Annotated in this window: 15 protein-coding genes; 12 read left to right on the forward strand and 3 right to left on the reverse strand. The window is 44.3% G+C overall.

The features are described from left to right. Positions 1-37: 37 nt before the first annotated feature. Entirely contained in the window at positions 38-811 is a 774-nt protein-coding gene (gene kduD, locus C6347_RS02365) for a 2-dehydro-3-deoxy-D-gluconate 5-dehydrogenase KduD (protein WP_106071355.1), read from the reverse strand. A gap of 4 nt (positions 812-815) precedes the next feature. Further along, positions 816-1,643, reverse strand: a complete 828-nt coding sequence (gene kduI, locus C6347_RS02370) for a 5-dehydro-4-deoxy-D-glucuronate isomerase (RefSeq protein ID WP_106071356.1) — start codon at positions 1,641-1,643, stop codon at positions 816-818. A 262-nt stretch (positions 1,644-1,905) separates the two neighbouring features. On the opposite strand from kduI, the gene C6347_RS02375 reads away from it, so the two are divergent. From C6347_RS02375 to C6347_RS02430, 12 genes are all read left to right on the forward strand, one after another. Beyond that, on the forward strand, positions 1,906-2,916 hold the full coding sequence (locus C6347_RS02375; RefSeq protein WP_106071357.1) for a LacI family DNA-binding transcriptional regulator: 1,011 nt from the start codon (positions 1,906-1,908) through the stop codon (positions 2,914-2,916). Positions 2,917-3,002: 86 nt separating this feature from the next. After that, positions 3,003-4,019, forward strand: coding sequence for a sugar kinase (locus C6347_RS02380; protein WP_106071358.1), 1,017 nt, complete (start codon positions 3,003-3,005; stop codon positions 4,017-4,019). Then, a complete protein-coding gene (locus C6347_RS02385) occupies positions 3,991-4,590 on the forward strand; it encodes a bifunctional 4-hydroxy-2-oxoglutarate aldolase/2-dehydro-3-deoxy-phosphogluconate aldolase (RefSeq protein ID WP_106071359.1) in 600 nt (199 codons plus the stop codon). The genes C6347_RS02380 and C6347_RS02385 overlap by 29 nt, the downstream gene beginning before the upstream one ends. 112 nt (positions 4,591-4,702) lie before the next feature. Further along, positions 4,703-5,164, forward strand: a complete 462-nt coding sequence (locus C6347_RS02390) for a GNAT family N-acetyltransferase (protein ID WP_106071479.1) — start codon at positions 4,703-4,705, stop codon at positions 5,162-5,164. 92 nt (positions 5,165-5,256) lie between these two features. After that, positions 5,257-6,234 carry a sugar-binding protein gene (locus tag C6347_RS02395; protein WP_106071480.1) on the forward strand — a complete coding sequence of 326 codons (978 nt, stop codon included), beginning with the start codon at positions 5,257-5,259 and terminating at the stop codon, positions 6,232-6,234. After that, complete coding sequence (locus tag C6347_RS02400) at positions 6,231-7,673, forward strand: sensor histidine kinase (protein WP_106071360.1); 1,443 nt, start codon at positions 6,231-6,233, stop codon at positions 7,671-7,673. The genes C6347_RS02395 and C6347_RS02400 overlap by 4 nt, the downstream gene beginning before the upstream one ends. Then, on the forward strand, positions 7,667-9,085 hold the full coding sequence (locus C6347_RS02405) for a response regulator (protein WP_060597427.1): 1,419 nt from the start codon (positions 7,667-7,669) through the stop codon (positions 9,083-9,085). The genes C6347_RS02400 and C6347_RS02405 overlap by 7 nt, the downstream gene beginning before the upstream one ends. Before the next feature lie 101 nt (positions 9,086-9,186). Continuing rightward, positions 9,187-10,452 carry an ABC transporter substrate-binding protein gene (locus C6347_RS02410; protein ID WP_060597425.1) on the forward strand — a complete coding sequence of 422 codons (1,266 nt, stop codon included), beginning with the start codon at positions 9,187-9,189 and terminating at the stop codon, positions 10,450-10,452. Between the two features lie 52 nt (positions 10,453-10,504). After that, entirely contained in the window at positions 10,505-11,476 is a 972-nt protein-coding gene (locus C6347_RS02415; protein ID WP_181185425.1) for a carbohydrate ABC transporter permease, read from the forward strand. Further along, the gene (locus C6347_RS02420) at positions 11,473-12,294 is read left to right on the forward strand and encodes a carbohydrate ABC transporter permease (RefSeq protein ID WP_050944374.1); all 822 of its coding nucleotides are present in this window, start codon (positions 11,473-11,475) and stop codon (positions 12,292-12,294) included. Before C6347_RS02415 ends, C6347_RS02420 begins: the two co-directional genes overlap by 4 nt. Before the next feature lie 146 nt (positions 12,295-12,440). Further along, on the forward strand, positions 12,441-13,391 hold the full coding sequence (gene manA / locus C6347_RS02425; protein WP_066031653.1) for a mannose-6-phosphate isomerase, class I: 951 nt from the start codon (positions 12,441-12,443) through the stop codon (positions 13,389-13,391). A 125-nt stretch (positions 13,392-13,516) separates the two neighbouring features. After that, on the forward strand, positions 13,517-16,147 hold the full coding sequence (locus C6347_RS02430; RefSeq protein WP_106071361.1) for a glucosaminidase domain-containing protein: 2,631 nt from the start codon (positions 13,517-13,519) through the stop codon (positions 16,145-16,147). A gap of 17 nt (positions 16,148-16,164) precedes the next feature. Here C6347_RS02430 and C6347_RS02435 read toward each other — a convergent pair whose 3' ends face one another. Beyond that, a complete protein-coding gene (locus tag C6347_RS02435; protein WP_106071362.1) occupies positions 16,165-17,352 on the reverse strand; it encodes a CDP-glycerol glycerophosphotransferase family protein in 1,188 nt (395 codons plus the stop codon). Between the last annotated feature and the right edge of the window lie 8 nt (positions 17,353-17,360).

The following is a 17,360-nucleotide window of genomic DNA, read 5'->3' on the forward strand; positions in this document are numbered from 1 at the left end:
AAAGAGAATCCCTGCAAATAGGAATTCTCTCGTCTGTTTATCTCGCAAGCCAGCCGCCATCAACAGCTAAAATATGACCGTTCATATAATCAGAGGCTGGTGAGCTAAGGAAAACAGCAGCGCCGGCTAGATCCTCAGGCTTACCCCAGCGCCCGGCGGGGATTCGTTTGAGGATCTCTTCATTTCGATTTTCATCGTCTCGAAGGGCTTGTGTGTTATTGGTCGCAATGTAACCAGGAGCGATCGCATTCACTTGTATATGCTGGTTCGCCCATTCGTTTGCAAAAGCCTTCGTCAGCCCTGCGACTGCGTGTTTACTTGCTGTATAAGCGGGGACAAAGATGCCGCCTTGAAACGATAGAAGGGAGGCGATATTGACGATTTTCCCTTGACCATTTTTCAGCATCTGCCGCCCAACCCTTTGGGTAAGGAAAAAGAGACTATTGATATTCACATCCATGACCGTATGCCAATCTTCCTCTGAATAATGAGCGGCCTGCTCTCTTTTAATGGTGCCAGCATTATTGATTAAAATATCGATCGTATGCTTTTGTAACATGGCATCGACAGCCTGCTTTGCCGTTTGAGGATCGGAAAAGTCAACCTGAACCGCATGAAATGAGCGGCCCGCCTGTTCGACAAGCGCTTTCGTTTCCTCAAGCGGTGTGTGATGGTATGTGCCGATGATATCTGCGCCTGACCGGGCAAGCGCCACAGCAATGCCCTGCCCAATGCCGGTTCCTGGACCTGTCACAAGGGCTGTTTTACCTTCAAGAGAAAAGAGGGACGCTACATAGGATGTCGTCGTCATCACATTACCTCAGCTGGTCCATTGGGACAAAGTCCATATCTTTGAACGTATAGTTCTCGCCCGCCATCGCCCAAATAAATGAATAATTCGCTGTACCCGAGCCTGAATGAATGGACCAGGCAGGAGAAATGACCGCTTCCTCATTTGCGACAACGAGATGTCTTGTTTCAGATGGCTCTCCCATAAAATGAAAGACACGAGCATCTTCTTCGATATCAAGATATAAGTACACTTCCATACGCCGATCATGAATATGAGCGGGCATCGTATTCCACGTGTTATTGGTTTCCAGCTGAGTGATTCCCATCATGAGCTGACAGCTTTGGATGCCGTTTGCGTGAATGACTTGATACAGGTTTCGTACGTTTGAAGCAGACGCTTCCCCTAAGTGATTTGGTGTTAATTCAGCGATGGCTGCTTTTTGTGTAGGGTACGCTTGATGAGCCGTGGCTGATACAAGATAGAACTTGGCCTCTTCGCCTGATGAACTAGCAAACTGTACATCTTCGTGTCCAAGCCCAATATATAAGAAATCTTTGTGCTCCAGTACAAAGGCTTCACCATCGACAGTGACCGTTCCTTGACCGCCAACATTTACAATGCCGATCTCGCGTCTTTCAAGGAAATACTCCGTACGTAAAAAGTCACCGGCATCTAATTTGAGCGGCTCTGCAGACGGCATGACTCCGCCAATCACCACGCGGTCCTCATGCGAATAGTAGAGCTTTAATTCACCACTGACGAATAGCGTAGGAATATGAAAATGACGACGAAGTTCCTCTGTTGTAAAACGTTTGACCTGCTCAGGGTGTACAGCATAACGATTTTCCATTTGAGATAAGCCTCCCTTTCCATCTGAAACAAAATATTGATGTTTTATTTGGTATCGGTTTCAAGGAAAATTCTAGAGGAAAAAGAGAACGCCGTCAACCGTTATTTTGAAATCGTTTTCTTTTTATTTATTTAGATGATTTTTTGCCCTCTTCATGCAAAAAAATCTTCTGAAATGCATGAAATTATGATATGCTCTTTTTAAGTTATTTGAAATCGGTTTCGAAACAAATGAGAAGATATCGATTGTGGGAGTTTTTTGAATGAAAGAGAAAAAGCAAACGAAAGTGACCATCAACGAAGTGGCCGCTTATGCAGGTGTTTCAAAATCAACTGTATCCAGATATATCAATGGCAGAACAAATGAAATTTCTACTGAAAAGGTCAAAAAAATTAAAAAAGCCATTGAGGAACTGCATTATCGTCCGAGTCAGCTCGCCCAAGGTTTGAAAGTAAGAAAAAGCAAGGTCATTGGGTTTATTGTAGCCGACATTACGAATCCATTCTCTGTAGCGACACTTCGCGGAGTCGAAGAAATTTGTGATGAATATGGATACAGTATCATGGTATGCAACACAGATAACCGACCAGAAAAAGAACGGGAAATGCTCCTCAAGCTGAATGCGCATTATATTGAAGGGCTCATCATCAATACGACAGGCCAGAACAATGACATTCTGCAGGATTTTAAGAAAAACGGTGTACCAATTGTCCTTGTTGACCGGAAATTGCCAGAACTAAAAGTCGACACAGTGACAACGAATAACCGTGATATCACGATCCGGTTGCTTCAACAAATGTATGAGAAAGGCTATGAGCACATCGCTTTCTTTACTGAGCCGGTCGATGGGATCAGTCCTCGTGAAGAACGAAAAGAAGCATATGAGCAGACAGCTATGAGTAAACATAAGAAGCCGCTCACTGCAGAAATTGATTTGAAGCAAAAGGAACAATTGCGAGAAGAGCTTGTCCGTTTTGTACAATCAAACCAACAGAAAAAAGCGATTTTAGCAGCCAATGGATTACTCATGCTGAAACTGATTAGTGAGCTTGTAGAGCTTGGGATAAAGATTCCAGAGGAGATAGGCATCGCAGGCTTTGATGATACAGAATGGTATAAGCTGATTGGGCCTGGAATCACAACGGTTGCCCAGCCATCTCATGAAATGGGGAAAGCCGCCATGCAAAAAATCAAGACTCGGCTTGAAGGGGATGAAAGTGCGCCCCAAACCATTCAGCTTGACGGAGAAATCATCGTAAGAAAATCTTTATAAACAACAGACAGAGAAGAGTATACATACGTGCATACTCTCTCTTTTTTAACTAATTTGAAACCGGTACCAAGAAAGGGGAGAAATGAGTGAAAGCATTGGATGCGGTCACATTTGGGGAATCAATGGCGATGTTTTACGCAAAAGAAGCCGGAGAGCTTCATCAAGTGCATACATTTCAAAAGGCGCTTGCTGGTGCCGAAAGTAACGTGGCAGTGGGTTTGGCGAGGCTAGGTTTTGATGTGGGATGGATGAGCAAAGTCGGAGCAGATTCACTTGGCACATTTATTTTAGAAGAGCTTCAAAAAGAAGGAGTCGATACAAGTGCAGTGATCCGTTCAAATGACGGGGCTCAAACAGGGATATTACTTAAATCCAAAGTGATGGATGGAGACCCTGATGTCACGTATTATCGTAAAGGCTCTGCTGCGAGCACAATGAGTCCAAGCGACTTTCCCACCAGCTATTTCAAACAGGCAGGACACCTCCATATGACAGGTATTCCGCCTGCATTATCCAGTGAAATGAGAGCGTTTTCTTTTTGTGCTCTTCAAAAAATGAAAGAAGCAGGCAAAACCATTTCATTTGATCCAAACCTTCGGCTGCAGCTATGGGAAGAGGAAGAAGATATGATCCATACGGTGAATCAAATGGCTTTTCAAGTGGATTGGTTTTTTCCGGGGCTTGCAGAAGGGCAAAGGCTCACAGGCTGTCACGAGCCGGAAGAGATTGCCGATGTTTATTTGCAAAAAGGCGTCAAGCTTGTGGTCATGAAGCTCGGTGCAGAAGGTGCCTTTTATAAAAGTGCAGCCAGTCAGGGGATTGTGAGCGGATTTTATGTGCCAGATGTCGTTGATACAGTCGGTGCCGGTGATGGATTTGCCGTGGGGGTCATCAGCGGCTTATTGGACGGTTTATCATATGAAAAATCTGTGACAAGAGGCAATGCTGTAGGGGCTCTTGCGGTGATGTCTCCTGGCGATAAAGACGGCCTGCCTACTCGGGAAGAGCTTCAAGCTTTTATGAAAGAAGCCAAACGATATCACAGACGGGAATATATGAAGGGGGACGAAGGATATGGGAAAGTCAGCAAGTTTGAGCGTTAAAGAGCGTCTCGCGGCTTGTAAGCTAATCGCAGTGGTGAGAGCGGAGAGTGAAGCGGAAGGCATTGAGATCATTCAGCGTTTAAAGAAAAAGGGCGTTCGTGCCATTGAAGTGACGTATACCACGCCCAATGCTGAACGCCTCATTGCATCCTTTCAGCATGAGCAAGATCTGATTGTAGGAGCAGGCACAATCACCACCCTTAAGCAGGCGCAGTCAGCCATTGACGCAGGCTCACAATTTATTGTCAGTCCAGGATATCTCCCTGTGATCGGAGAGCATCTCTCATTTCACGACACACTCTATGTACCAGGTGTCCTCACCCCAAGTGAAATCATGCAGGCAAAAGCAGATGGCTACTGCTTGCTCAAGCTTTTTCCAAGCGGTTCCTTCGGTTTATCCTATATGAAAAACTTACAAGGTCCGTTTCCAGAGATTGAATTTATTCCAACGGGCGGTATTCATCCAGCCGATGTGCCAAAATGGCTGAAAGCAGGTGCAGTGGCAGTAGGAGTCGGAAGTCAGCTTGAAAGCAGTACAGCAGAAGAGTTACAAGCGGTACTTTCTTCATAAATAGTTGATATCAAACGAACAACTGGCGGATGGATGCCGGTTGTTTGTTCGTTTATCTGACATAACAGCAGGTGAATGCTGACTCTTCACGTACAATGATCGTGAAGGAGTGATAGATGTATACATTCAACAAGATACACTCACGGATGGACAAATAGAGCAGCTGATTACCGCTCATATAGAAGAAATGAAAGAGCATTCCCCGCCAGAAAGCATTCATGCCCTTCCGTTAGCTGATTTGAAAAAGCAAGATGTCACAGTGTGGAGTGTGCGGGAAGGAGAGGAGCTTCTTGGCTGCGGAGCGTTAAAGGAGCTGTCAAGTGATCACGGCGAAATCAAATCAATGAGGACCGCAGCTCTCCATATGCGAAAAGGTGTAGCAAGGTATATGCTGAACCATCTTCTCCAAGAGGCAAAAAGGCGCGGCTATTCACGTGTCAGCTTAGAGACAGGTGCGATGTCTTTCTTCGAGCCAGCAAGAAAACTATATGAGAGTGTTGGTTTTTATATTTGCCCGCCTTTCGATTCATATCAAGAAGATCCAAACAGTTTATTTATGACAAAGGAATTATAGAGGTCGAGAGAGTATGCTTATAAGCAGCTCTTTTTTTTATGCGCAATATTTGAAAGGGGGAGGATGTGGTGAAAAGATTAAAGTGGATCGGGATGGGCGCCTTTCTCATTTTTTGTGTCGTATCTGTCATTTTTTTAACATTATTAGGTCAAGATTTATTTAAAATTGAAAGCGCTTCCAAAAAAGCGTCATCAACCTATCAATATCACTTTGTCCTTGTACCGGAGGAACTTGATAATGAATATTGGCAGCTGGTACAAAGGGGAGCTGCTGATGCGTCAGCCGTTCATCACGTGTATCTAGAATATTTGGGTCCGAAGCAAGCAGATATAGACGATCATCTGAAAACCATTGATATGGCGATCGCAGGGCATGTCGATGGCATTATGACACAGGGACTTGATGCGAAAAAATACAAACCGCTTTTTCAGAAGGCGAGGGAAAAAGGCATTGATGTTGTCACCGTCGATACGGATGCAGAGGGGAGCAAGCGTCAAGTGTATGTAGGCACGGACAATTATTATTCAGGCTTTATCGCAGGACAGGCACTCATCGCAGATACAAAAGGCGAACAGTATGTAGGAATTGTCACAGGCAGGCTTGATGCCGTTCATCAAAAGCAGCGTGTCAAAGGATTTCGAGATGCCGTCGCCGCTGAAAAACGTATTCATATTGCTGGAATAGAAGAATCAGCCATTACGAAGTCAGGGGCCTCCGGTGCCGCGTATAAACTATTAAACGATCATGCGAAGCTCACCGCATTTTACGGCACGAGTGCATTAGATGGTGCAGGCATCATTCAAGCAACAGCACAATATCGATCGCCCACAGATTTTTATGTGCTCGCATTTGACACATTGCCAGATACGATTCAGGCGCTCGATGATGGAAAGATTGATGCAGTGGTTGTTCAGCATCCTTATGAAATGGGCTATCAAGCAGTGGAATCGCTTGTGCGTTTGCAGAAAGGTGAAAAAGAAGAACCACTCCAGTACACAGGAACGAGTGTGATTCGGCGCGAGGATCTGCCGCTACAGCAAACAGACAGAAGGCAGGGGGTGCAGCCGTGAGAAGGATTCGAAGTAAATTGTTACTGGCATTTTTAATCCTTGTGTTCCTTGGCAACGTGGCCGCTTTTTTCGTCTATTGGAGCAGCTCGAATATCGTATCGGAATATAGCAGAAGCTTTCGTTCTTTTCTCCTGCTTAATGATATATCGACAGAGGCAAAAACGATGTATGAAAAGGTCAATGCGTATGCGATTGAAAAGGATCGGCAGTTTGCCAAAGAATATCTGGCCTCAAAACAGAAAATGAAATCCTATGATCAGGCATTGCGAAAGGATGCCGGGCTTCATGCGGCGATTCCTTCTATTGAAAAATACCAATATATGATGCGGACGCTCATCAATGAAAGTGATGCGACCATGACACATGTAAAAGAAGGGAAAATCAAAGAATATGCAGCAAGTGTAAAGGAGGTGAGAACCGTCTCCTCCTACATACAAGAGCAAACGATGACCCTGCTTGATGATGAATTGTCTGAGTATCAAGTACTCTATCAATCTCTGCAAAAAAGACACCAAACCTATGCACTCTTTACCTTATGTTTGTTTACGCTATCCATTGGGGTCGCATTATGGATGGCGTATATGATTGCTGGAGGGATATCAAGGCCGATCGTCCATCTGTCTCGAAGCGTAAAGGAAGTATCAGAAGGGAATTTTGATGGAGCGGACTTGCATGTCACCTCAAAGGATGAAATTTCTGTATTAAATGAGGCCTTTCAGCGAATGCGTCAAGAGATGAAAATGATGATTGAAGAGATGAAACAAAAGGCAGCCTTAAATCAAAAAATCAAAGACATGAAGCTGAAAACGCTGCAAAACCAAATGAATCCACATTTTTTATTTAATACATTAAACATCGTCTCACGCATGGCTTACTTAGAATCAGCGGATGCCACATCGAGGTTGATCCAATCCGTTTCCACGTTGATGCGGTATTCGCTGTCAGCTCTCAGTGCATCTGTTACGTTGGAGCAAGAAGTAAAAGTGGTCAAAGAATATTTTCATATACAAGAAACAAGATTTGCCGATCGTATTACATGCAAAACGACCATAGATGAATCATGTTTATCTGTACATATCCCAAGTCTCACCTTACAGCCGCTTGTCGAAAATGCCTTTATTCATGGCGTTGAACCAAAGGAGGAAGGCGGGCTTGTCGAACTCTCGATCTATCAAGAAGGCGGCTATGTGATGATTCGGATTCGGGACAATGGGATGGGGATCAATGAACAAGAGATAAGGAGATTGCTATCAGAAAAAGAAGAGGAAAGTCCAAACACCTTGAGTAAAGGGCACTCGACAGGGATCGGTCTTCGAAATGTGATGTCAAGGCTGCATTTGTTTTACGGGGTAAAAGATGCCCTACAAATTGATTCAAAGCCAAACGAAGGCACCACCATTCAATTGGCTATTCCGATGAAGGAGGGACCGGCATGCTGAACGTGCTGATTGTGGATGATGAAAAAATAGAACGACTAGCGATGCGGAAATTCATGACCGATTGGCTTCCAGAGTGTCATATAGCAGGAGAAGCTGAAAATGGAAAGAAGGCGGTTGAATTCGTGCGAACTGAGCCCGTTCATCTTGTGCTCATGGATATTCAGATGCCTGGAATGGACGGATTGACAGCGATCAAGCAGATCAAAGCGAGCAGTCCTCATACAAAATTCATTATGCTGACAGCGTACGATACGTTCGATTATGCCAAGCAAGCGATGCAGGAAGGGGTGAAGCAATATCTCGTTAAACCGGCTGACAAAGATGAAACCATCGCCGCCATTCGAACGGTTGCGGCAGAGATTCAGCAGGAGGCGTCTCAGCGGCAGGCGGTGGCGGCTGGTCAGCAGTCAAAGTGGCTCGAAGCTCATGTCATAAATGGTCAGTCCTATACCTCCACGGAGTTTCAACAAATGTTTCACGAATATGAAGCAGGTCTTGTCATCGCTGTTCAGCGGACAATCGGGGATCAACTGTTGATTGATTTACAGACATCTCCCCTTTTTCATACGGTACCGATTCAGGTGAGTGGTGAGCTGTTTACATGTCTCATTTATCGTCACCAAGCGCCTGGTCAGTTAAAGGCAGATGTCCTGCATGCGATTCGAACTGCCACAACAAACGATCAGCCTTCACCTGTCGTTGGCATGGGACACCCGGTCTCAAACCCGCTTTATCTTCAGAAAAGTGCAGCAGAGGCGAAGCTTTCCTATTATCAGCGAAAAAAGAGTCCCGGCGTTGTTCGTTATGGTTTTTACCAAACAGAAGAACAGTCCCATCCATTGATCCATCTGCCGGAGCTTGCAGACGATATGATGCAGGCAATGGAAGAAGGGAGAAGAGAGGATGCGCTGGCTTTATTCGATGCATTTGAACTGGAGGGAGCGACCATTTCACAACTAAAAGAGCTGCTGATTTTATTTAAATCACGGCTCCGAACAGACTGGCCAATATTAACGATCAGCACCGCAGCTGAATGCCGTGAGTGCTGTGAACACTTATTTGACGTGTACGAAGCGAGAACCCAGACTGTGAATGACATTGAGCGGGCAAAACGCTACATCAAAACGCATTTTTGTGAACAGATCACGCTTGAGCAGACTGCCGCCTATGTTGATTTAAGTCCAACCTATTTCACAAAGCGCTTTAAAGACGAGACAGGGCTGACATTTAAAGAGTATGTGACAACCTGCCGGCTGGATAAAATCAAAAAGCTTCTCAAAGACAGCTCGCTTAGTTTAAAAGAAATTACCTATCAGGCAGGATATACAGACCCCAATTACGTCAGCCGTGTGTTTAAGAAGATGGTCGGCTGTTCACCGAAGGAATATCGAAAACAGACCGTAAAAAAGTGAAGAATTTCATAAAAAAGTGAAGAAGTTTGCTGAAAAAAAGCGAGGATCTGCCATTATACTTATTTTGATAACGCTTACAAAATAGGGATGGGGGATCAATCATGAAGTTCAAATTAGGTTTTACGCTGTTAGCGCTCTGTATGCTTATTGTCACTGCCTGTAGTTCATCGACCAACTCAGATGCAAAAAAAGAGGGCGGAGCAGAGAAACTAGACATTTTCTCTTGGTGGACTGGAGCAGGTGAGGAGGACGGACTGAAAGCACTCATTCAATTGTTTGAAGAGAAAAATAAAGACATCCCAATTGAAAATGCAGCCGTCGCAGGTGGTGCTGGTACAAATGCAAAGGCTGTTCTGACTAGCCGGATGCAAGGGAATGACCCGCCAGCTACGTTCCAAGTACATGGCGGAGCGGAGCTGAATGAGAGCTGGGTCGCAGCAGGCAAAATGGAGCCGCTGGATGATCTATATGAAAAAGAAGGCTGGAAGGACAAATTTCCGGAATCACTCATCGACCTTGTCAGCAAAGATGGGAAAATCTATTCAGTACCAGTGAATATTCACCGAGGCAATGTGCTTTGGTATAACAAGAAGGTATTTGATGATGCAGGCTTAGAGCCGCCAACGACCTTTGATGAATTTTTCAAAACAGCAGATGCCTTAAAGAAAAAAGGCATTACACCGCTTGCACTTGGTGATAAAGAGCCTTGGGCAGCGACGCATTTGTTTGAGAGTGTGCTGCTCGGCGTTTTAGGCGCTGACGGATATCAAAAACTTTGGGCTGGCGACATGAAAATGGATGACGCAAAAGTGAAGGAAGCGGCAGACATCTTTGGGCGTATGCTCGAATACGTCAATAATGATCACAGCTCCCGTAACTGGCAGGATGCCTCGCAGCTCGTGGCAAAAGGGGAAGCAGCAATGAATGTCATGGGAGACTGGGCAAAGGGGTACTTTGTGAATGATCTCGATCTGAAGGTGAATCAAGACTTTGGATACGCGGCGACTCCTGGAACCGAGGGAAGCTTTATGGTGATCACCGATACATTCGGACTGCCAAAGGGCGTGAAACAGCCAGAAAACGTGAAGAAATTCTTATCTGTTTTAGGATCTGTGGAAGGACAGGATGCATTTAATCCGCTGAAGGGATCGATTCCGGCACGTGTGGATGCAGATGTTTCTAAATATGATGAATACGGAAAATCGGCGATGAAGGCATTTAAAGAATCAAAGCTGGCGCCGTCTCTCGCACATGGTTCAGCTGCTGAAGAAGGGTTTGTGACAAAAGCGAATCAAGCCGTGAATATCTTCGTCACGCAAAAAGACAGCAGCCAGTTTGTTTCATCTTTAAAAGATGCAATGAAATAAAGACGAGGAGGCGGCTAAGCACCGCCTCTTTTTTGAAAAGGAGTGTAGCTTCATGCGCATGGACACATCGCCGATCACAAAAGCAGCAACACCTAAAGTCAAACGTGTTCGGAAAAAATGGAATGGGGATCAGCTGCTTGCGCTGCTATTTTTAACCCCGTCGGCTGTTTTATTATTCATCTTTGTTTACGGCTTTATTGGCTGGACAGGGTATGTGTCATTATCAAACTGGACCTCGCTTGTTCCGAATTTCTCTTTTGCAGGTCTTCAAAATTATATCATGCTGTTTCAAGATTTCCGCTTTCAGTCAGATCTTCGAAATACGGTCTTTTTTACTCTATTTTTTATTGGAGCCGTCATTGCCTCTGGACTCGCACTTGCGATTTTACTAGATCAGAAGATCAAGGGTGAATCTCTATTTCGGAATTTATTTTTCTTTCCGATGGCCCTTTCCTTCGTTGTGACAGGGGTCGTCTGGCAATGGATTTTAAACCCGTCAACTGGGGTGAATCTGTTTTTAAAAACGCTTGGTATCCAGCCTAAGTGGTACACGGATACGAACATTTTAGCCGGATTTGTCTGGGGGAAAATTGAGTTTGGTGTCCCTGCGGCAATGATTGCAGTCGTGATTGCAGCGGTTTGGCAGATGACTGGATTTTCTCTAGCGATGTATTTGGCGGGTTTGAGAGGAATTCCAGAGGAAGTAAGAGAGGCTGCTAGAATGGATGGCGCAACCGAATGGCAGATTTACCGGAAGATTATTTTTCCTCTATTGAAACCGATTACTGCAAGTGTCATTATCATCATGGCTCATATTTCATTAAAGATTTTCGATTTGATTTACTCGATGACAGGACCGGGTGCAAACTTTGTCACAGATGTTCCGGGCGTTTACATGTTTGAAATGACCTTTAGAGGAAACCATTATGCAGGCGGTGCCGCCATTGCAATTGTTATGCTGATCTCTGTTGCTGTCTTTATCGTGCCGTATCTCCTGTCGAGCCGGAAGGGGGCGTCATCATGACAGCTAGATGGTTTGTCCGTCCAGTCCTTTATGCTTTATTGATTTTGTGCAGTCTTTTTTTTCTGATGCCAGTCTATGTCATGCTCGTCACAAGCTTGAAGCCATTAGGTGAAGTGACCCTTGAGAAAATGTGGGCACTGCCATCAACACTCGATTTTTCAAGCTATCAAATCGCATTTGAAAAGCTAGCGCCCAATTTAATGAATTCACTTTATCTTGTCATTCCGGCTACCTTATTGTCAGCTGTACTAGGAGCGATGAATGGCTATGTCCTATCAAAATGGCGTTTCAAAGGGTCAGAAGTGGTCTTTACGCTGATGCTGTTTGGGATGTTTATTCCATATCAAAGTATCCTCATACCACTCATTCAATTTTTGCGTGAAGTCGGATTGTATAATTCGATTCCAGGTCTGGTGCTTGTCCATGTCGTATATGGACTCCCGATCACAACGCTCATGTTCCGAAACTTCTATGTGAGCATCCCTGATGAAATGATTGAATCGGCAAAAATGGATGGCGCAGGGTTTATCGGGATTTTCAGACATATGATTCTTCCGCTTTCGATCACAGGGTTTGTTGTGGTCGCCATTTGGCAGTTCACAAATGTGTGGAATGAGTTCTTATTTGCAGTCACGATGACCACTGCGGAGCATCAGCCGGTGATGGTCGCCTTGCAAAATCTATCAGGCAGTCAAATTGTGCAATGGAACGTCCAAATGGCAGGGGCGATATTGGCCGCACTGCCGACACTTTTGGTCTATATTCTGCTCGGAAAATACTTTGTCAAAGGGCTTCTCGCAGGCTCTGTCAAAGGATGAAATATTTTTGTGTTATCGTTTTCATTTGGTGTACTGAAAGGATTGACTTCTCTTTAGATAGCGTCATAATAAAAGTTGAGACTTGCTAGTTTTCATCAAGCTTGGCAAGGATTATCAAAGGGTAGCAAAGGGAGGAGTCATCCTGAATGAAGCAGTCACCAATTTTTTTACTGCCTGAATTGAAGGAGAGAATATGGGGAGGTACAGCCTTAAGGGATCAATTTGGCTATGATATTCCTTCTGATCAAACGGGAGAATGCTGGGCAATTTCTGCTCATCCAAACGGACCAAGTGTCGTGCAAGACGGTCCATATAAAGGGAAAACGCTGATCGAACTATGGGACAATCACAGAGAATTGTTCGGGGGAATAGAAGGCGATCGATTCCCGCTGTTAACCAAAATTTTAGATGCAAACCAAGACTTGTCCGTTCAAGTTCATCCGGATGATGATTACGCGGAAAGACATGAAAATGGCGAGCTTGGAAAAACAGAGTGCTGGTATATCATTGACTGCAAAGAAGGAGCAGAAATGATCTATGGGCACAATGCAAGAACAAGAACTGAGCTTGTGACCATGATGAACAGTGGAGATTGGGAAGGTCTTTTGCGTCGTGTGAAGATTAAGCCTGGTGATTTTTATTATGTGCCAAGCGGAACCATTCATGCGCTGTGCGAAGGAACGCTTGTCCTTGAAACGCAGCAAAGCTCAGACACAACCTATCGGGTATATGATTATGAACGAAAAGATCAGGATGGCAATGAACGTGAACTTCATTTTGTGCAAGCCATTGATGTCACAACGGTTCCTCATGTAGACGGTTATACAGATGAATCAGTTGAAACACGCCGTGGGCTGACCATTCGAACTTTTGTTGAAGCAGAGTATTTCTCTGTGTATAAATGGGAAATTGATCAAACAGTAGAGCTTTCGCAAGATTATCCGTTTTTGCTGTGCAGTGTAATTCATGGAGAAGGGTCTTTAACGCATGATGGACATACATATCCACTGCCTAAAGGAGCTCATTTTATCCTGCCGGCTGAAACAGGGAGCTTCTCAATTGAAGGAACTTGTGAACTGATTGTGTCGCATATATAAAGGAAAAGAGGACTTCGAAGGGGTCCTCTATTTTTCTATTGCATAAATGACTTGAAAGAGTACTTGTTTTTGTCGATAAAGAGATTAGTAGACTATTATGCAAAGTTAAGAGAGGGACAGGGAACGTGAAAAAAACCATCAAGATTATGTTACTCGCAGCTGCCTTTGGTATGACAGTACAGACGGGCAAAGAAGCGCAAGCAGCCTCCTATGTCGATCAATCCATTTATACGATGAACACCTCAAAGGTATTTACAACAGAATCAGAAGTGAAAAAAGCAGTGGAAACATTGAAGAAGGACAAAAAGTGGACAGCCACTTATCAAACCTCAGGAAACACGTCGACCTATCAGCTCACTGCCTCAGGATATGAGTCGCAAACAGCAGCGAGTGCAAGTGCAGCTGCATTAAAAAAAGAGACGGGCATGAGCGGTACGGTGTCTCCAGTAGGTGACCGCCTGCCTTTACAAAAGGTCATATCTGACCCAGTCAATGATGAAGCTCAGGCAAAAAAGCTCTCGCTCGAGCTAACGAAAACATCAGGGCTCAATAGCACCTATGAAGTCATCAATCAAAGCAGACCTTCTTATCAGGTCATATCAGGAACCATTGATTCTGAAACGAAAGTCAAAAATATTCAAACCGAATTACAAAAGCAGGCCGGTGTCACCAGTACATACCAAACTGAAAATAAAGCTGGCACTGTGTATCAGCTGATTTCAGGCGGTATCGTTGGGCAAAGTAAGGCGAATACCATCCTGCAAGGCTTTCAAAAGGAGTCTGGTTTAAAAGCAGTGCTTCAAACGGTGACAGCAGGCAAGCCATATTACATCGTCACATCAGCTGCACAAGCCAGCCAGTCAAAAGCACAGACGCTCCTTACCCAGCTGCAAAGAGAAGCAAAGATCAGCGGGAAGATTCAAAAGACAGGCGCTTTAAAAAATGTTTATCGCTTGGAATCAGGCTATTTCAAAGACAACAAACAAGCAACCTCAGCTGCGGGTCAGATCAAGAAACAAACCGGCGCTGCAGGGACTGTGCAGCGAGTGGGAAAAACAAAAAATTATATCGTGAAACTCAATCAACTGAACGATACAGCATACGGAAAAACGGTAGCCTTTTTCAAGAAAAAGAAATGGCGCTACACATCCAAAAAGATCTCTTCTACACAGCCATATCAAGTAGTGACTGGAAACCTATTAGGAGATGATCAAGCGAAAAAAGCAGCGGCTTTCTTCCAAAAGAAAAAGGTATCTGCGACAACGAAAAAAACAGGTAAGGTATCTGACAGCACGTATCGACTTGTCGTCAATCAATCAGCGGAGCAAGCCAAAATAAATAAAGGTGCCGCATATTTAAAAACGCAGAAGGTGACAAGCAGCATCACAACAGGTAAGGGACAAGCTGTCAGCAAAACGTATAGTCTCAAGACAACACCTGTATATGAGCAAAGTAAAGTCAAACAGGCTCAAGAGATTATCAAGAAAAACGGCGTTGCCAGCAGTACAAAAACGCTGACAGAAGCGGTTAAGCAATACCGGATCACGACAGAGCCGACGGTGAATCAGACAAAACTGAATCAAGCGTTAAGCTATTTAACGAAACAAAAAATGAAAGCAGCTGCTCAAAAAACAGGTACAACTGATTATGGTCAATATCAGATTAAAACCGGTGTCATTTCCACAGCTGCATTGCGCGACCAAGGCCTGGCATTTTTCAAAAAACGGAATGAACCAGCTGCTTATAAAACAACAACGAAACCAACCTACAAAATCAACATTACGCAGCAATTCACAGGATTACCAACTGTAAATGCGGCGATTGCTTTTGTGAAAAGCCAATATGGCTGGACAGCCACAGCCGTAAAAATCAAAAATGGCCCAATGGTCATGCAAACGAACTACAACCTCACTGTCAATGAGATGGTGAACAAGCAAATGAAGGTGTCACCACAGACAGACGGTGCAGCCTATGTCTATGCAGCATATGTAGACCCGGCGACGTCAACTGTGAATACAGACGGCTTAAATGTTCGTTCTACACCTGATTCGAGCTCTGCAAGCAACATCGTGGCGCAGCTGAACAAAGGAACAAAAGTAAGACAGCTTGGGAAAGAAGGAAACTGGATCAAGATCAGCTTGGGCTGGAGAAATGCAAGTTCAGCAGAGGTGCAAAAATATGTAGACCCAGCCAATATTGCTGAGGGCACTCAATCTTATTTTCAATTTCTGAAACTCTCTGAAGCTGCGAATCTCAATCCGGCAGAAGTCAATTCCAAAATTCTAGCAGGTAAAGGGATTCTTGCAGGTAAAGGACAAGCCTTTATTACGGCAGCGAAAACGTATCATATCAACGAAATTTATCTCATTTCTCATGCGTTGCTTGAAACGGGTAACGGAAGTTCGATTTTAGCGAATGGTACGATGTTTAATGGGAAGAAAGTATATAACATGTATGGCATTGGCGCATACGACAGCAATCCGAATTACCTCGGTGCAAAGTATGCGTATGAACAACAATGGTTCACGCCAGAGGCAGCGATTATTGGCGGGGCAAAATTCATTGGCAACAGCTATATCAATCACGCCACATACAAGCAAGATACGATTTATAAAATGCGCTGGTCTAGTGCAGCGACTCATCAATATGCAACAGATATTGGTTGGGCTTATAAGCAAGTCACTCGTATGTATAGCTTGTATAACTTACTTGATAACTATACGCTCTATTACGACATCCCGGTTTATAACAAATAAAAAAACGTCCGTGCTTCCTAATGAGAAGCCGGACGTTTTTTGTGTAAGAGCTGCTGTTCAATAAATGATAGAAGCTGCTGACTAGACTCGCCCTTTGAATATTGGTTCCATTCCTCAGCGAAGGTTTTGATTCGTTCTCTGTGATCTGATTCGTTTAGATGAAGCAGCTCCTTCAAGAGCATGTCTTGAGTGACGCAAGCCTTTCCAGGAATGATGTCCTCATACCGATCAACTAAGCCGCGTTTCGCTCGATAAGTGTCTAAGTCATAAGTGAAGAACAAAACAGGCTTTTCAAGCAGCGCATATTCAAACACAATCGACGAATAATCTGTCATGAGTACATCGCAAGTACAAAGCAATGGATAGAGCGGCTGATCAGACACATCAAATATCCATTCACCGTCTGTTTCCGCCTTTGCTAAATGTTTGACCGCAGGATGAAGCTTGACGAGCAGAATATAGTCTCCATTTAGCTCTGTTTGCAATTGCTCTTTTGAAAAAGGCAGGACAAGATCGTCCATTGCAAAGTCTCGATAGGTCGGTGCATAAAGCAGGATCTTTTTCCCTTTAGGAAAATCATTCGGCTTCAAGGAAGGCAGGCACTGGTCAAAGTACACATCCGTCATCGGTACACCTGTTGGTAAAAAACGTTCATCATTGACCCCAAACGAAGACTTGAAAATCTCGCGCATGTGATCTGAGCCTGTAACGATATAATCGAAAGACGCATAGACTCGTTTAAAGCGTTTGATATCACGTGGACTTCGTTCCGAATTTGATGCATCTTCAAGACCGAATTTTTTCAACGCCCCATTGGCATGCCATACTTGAATACAGGTGGTAGAAGGCCGTTTTCTGAGTACACTTGTCATGAGAAAGTAATTATCTGTCACGACAACCTTGCTTTTAAACATCGTATAAATACATTGAATGAGATGGAGAGGATTTTTTTCATGAAAATAGCGAAATGACAGATGAGACCCGTCCTTTTCTATCGCAGAAGCATGCTTCGTATAGAGGACTGTAAGCTTCATCGTCATGTTCGCCTGTTGTTGATAAGTATCAATGAGAGCAGCTGCATTCTCTTGAAATGAAACAAGCAGCGTCACCTGGTTTTCACGCGGTTTCACGCCGCTCATCAGCCATCCAATTAAAGAAACGAAAGCTGCATAGCATGAAATGATCATTGAGCGTATATCCATCATTGGTCAGT

It is taken from the genome of Bacillus sp. NMTD17 (assembly GCF_002998735.1).
Taxonomy (GTDB): domain Bacteria; phylum Bacillota; class Bacilli; order Bacillales; family Bacillaceae; genus Bacillus.

Coding starts and splice junctions, on each gene's coding strand:
- kduD (WP_106071355.1), bottom strand. CDS start 811: ATGACGACGACATCCTATGTAGCGTCCCTCTTTTCTCTTGAAGGTAAA.
- kduI (WP_106071356.1), bottom strand. CDS start 1,643: ATGGAAAATCGTTATGCTGTACACCCTGAGCAGGTCAAACGTTTTACA.
- C6347_RS02375 (WP_106071357.1), top strand. CDS start 1,906: ATGAAAGAGAAAAAGCAAACGAAAGTGACCATCAACGAAGTGGCCGCT.
- C6347_RS02385 (WP_106071359.1), top strand. CDS start 3,991: ATGGGAAAGTCAGCAAGTTTGAGCGTTAAAGAGCGTCTCGCGGCTTGT.
- C6347_RS02395 (WP_106071480.1), top strand. CDS start 5,257: ATGGGCGCCTTTCTCATTTTTTGTGTCGTATCTGTCATTTTTTTAACA.
- C6347_RS02405 (WP_060597427.1), top strand. CDS start 7,667: ATGCTGAACGTGCTGATTGTGGATGATGAAAAAATAGAACGACTAGCG.
- C6347_RS02410 (WP_060597425.1), top strand. CDS start 9,187: ATGAAGTTCAAATTAGGTTTTACGCTGTTAGCGCTCTGTATGCTTATT.
- C6347_RS02415 (WP_181185425.1), top strand. CDS start 10,505: ATGCGCATGGACACATCGCCGATCACAAAAGCAGCAACACCTAAAGTC.
- C6347_RS02420 (WP_050944374.1), top strand. CDS start 11,473: ATGACAGCTAGATGGTTTGTCCGTCCAGTCCTTTATGCTTTATTGATT.
- manA (WP_066031653.1), top strand. CDS start 12,441: ATGAAGCAGTCACCAATTTTTTTACTGCCTGAATTGAAGGAGAGAATA.
- C6347_RS02435 (WP_106071362.1), bottom strand. CDS start 17,352: ATGATGGATATACGCTCAATGATCATTTCATGCTATGCAGCTTTCGTT.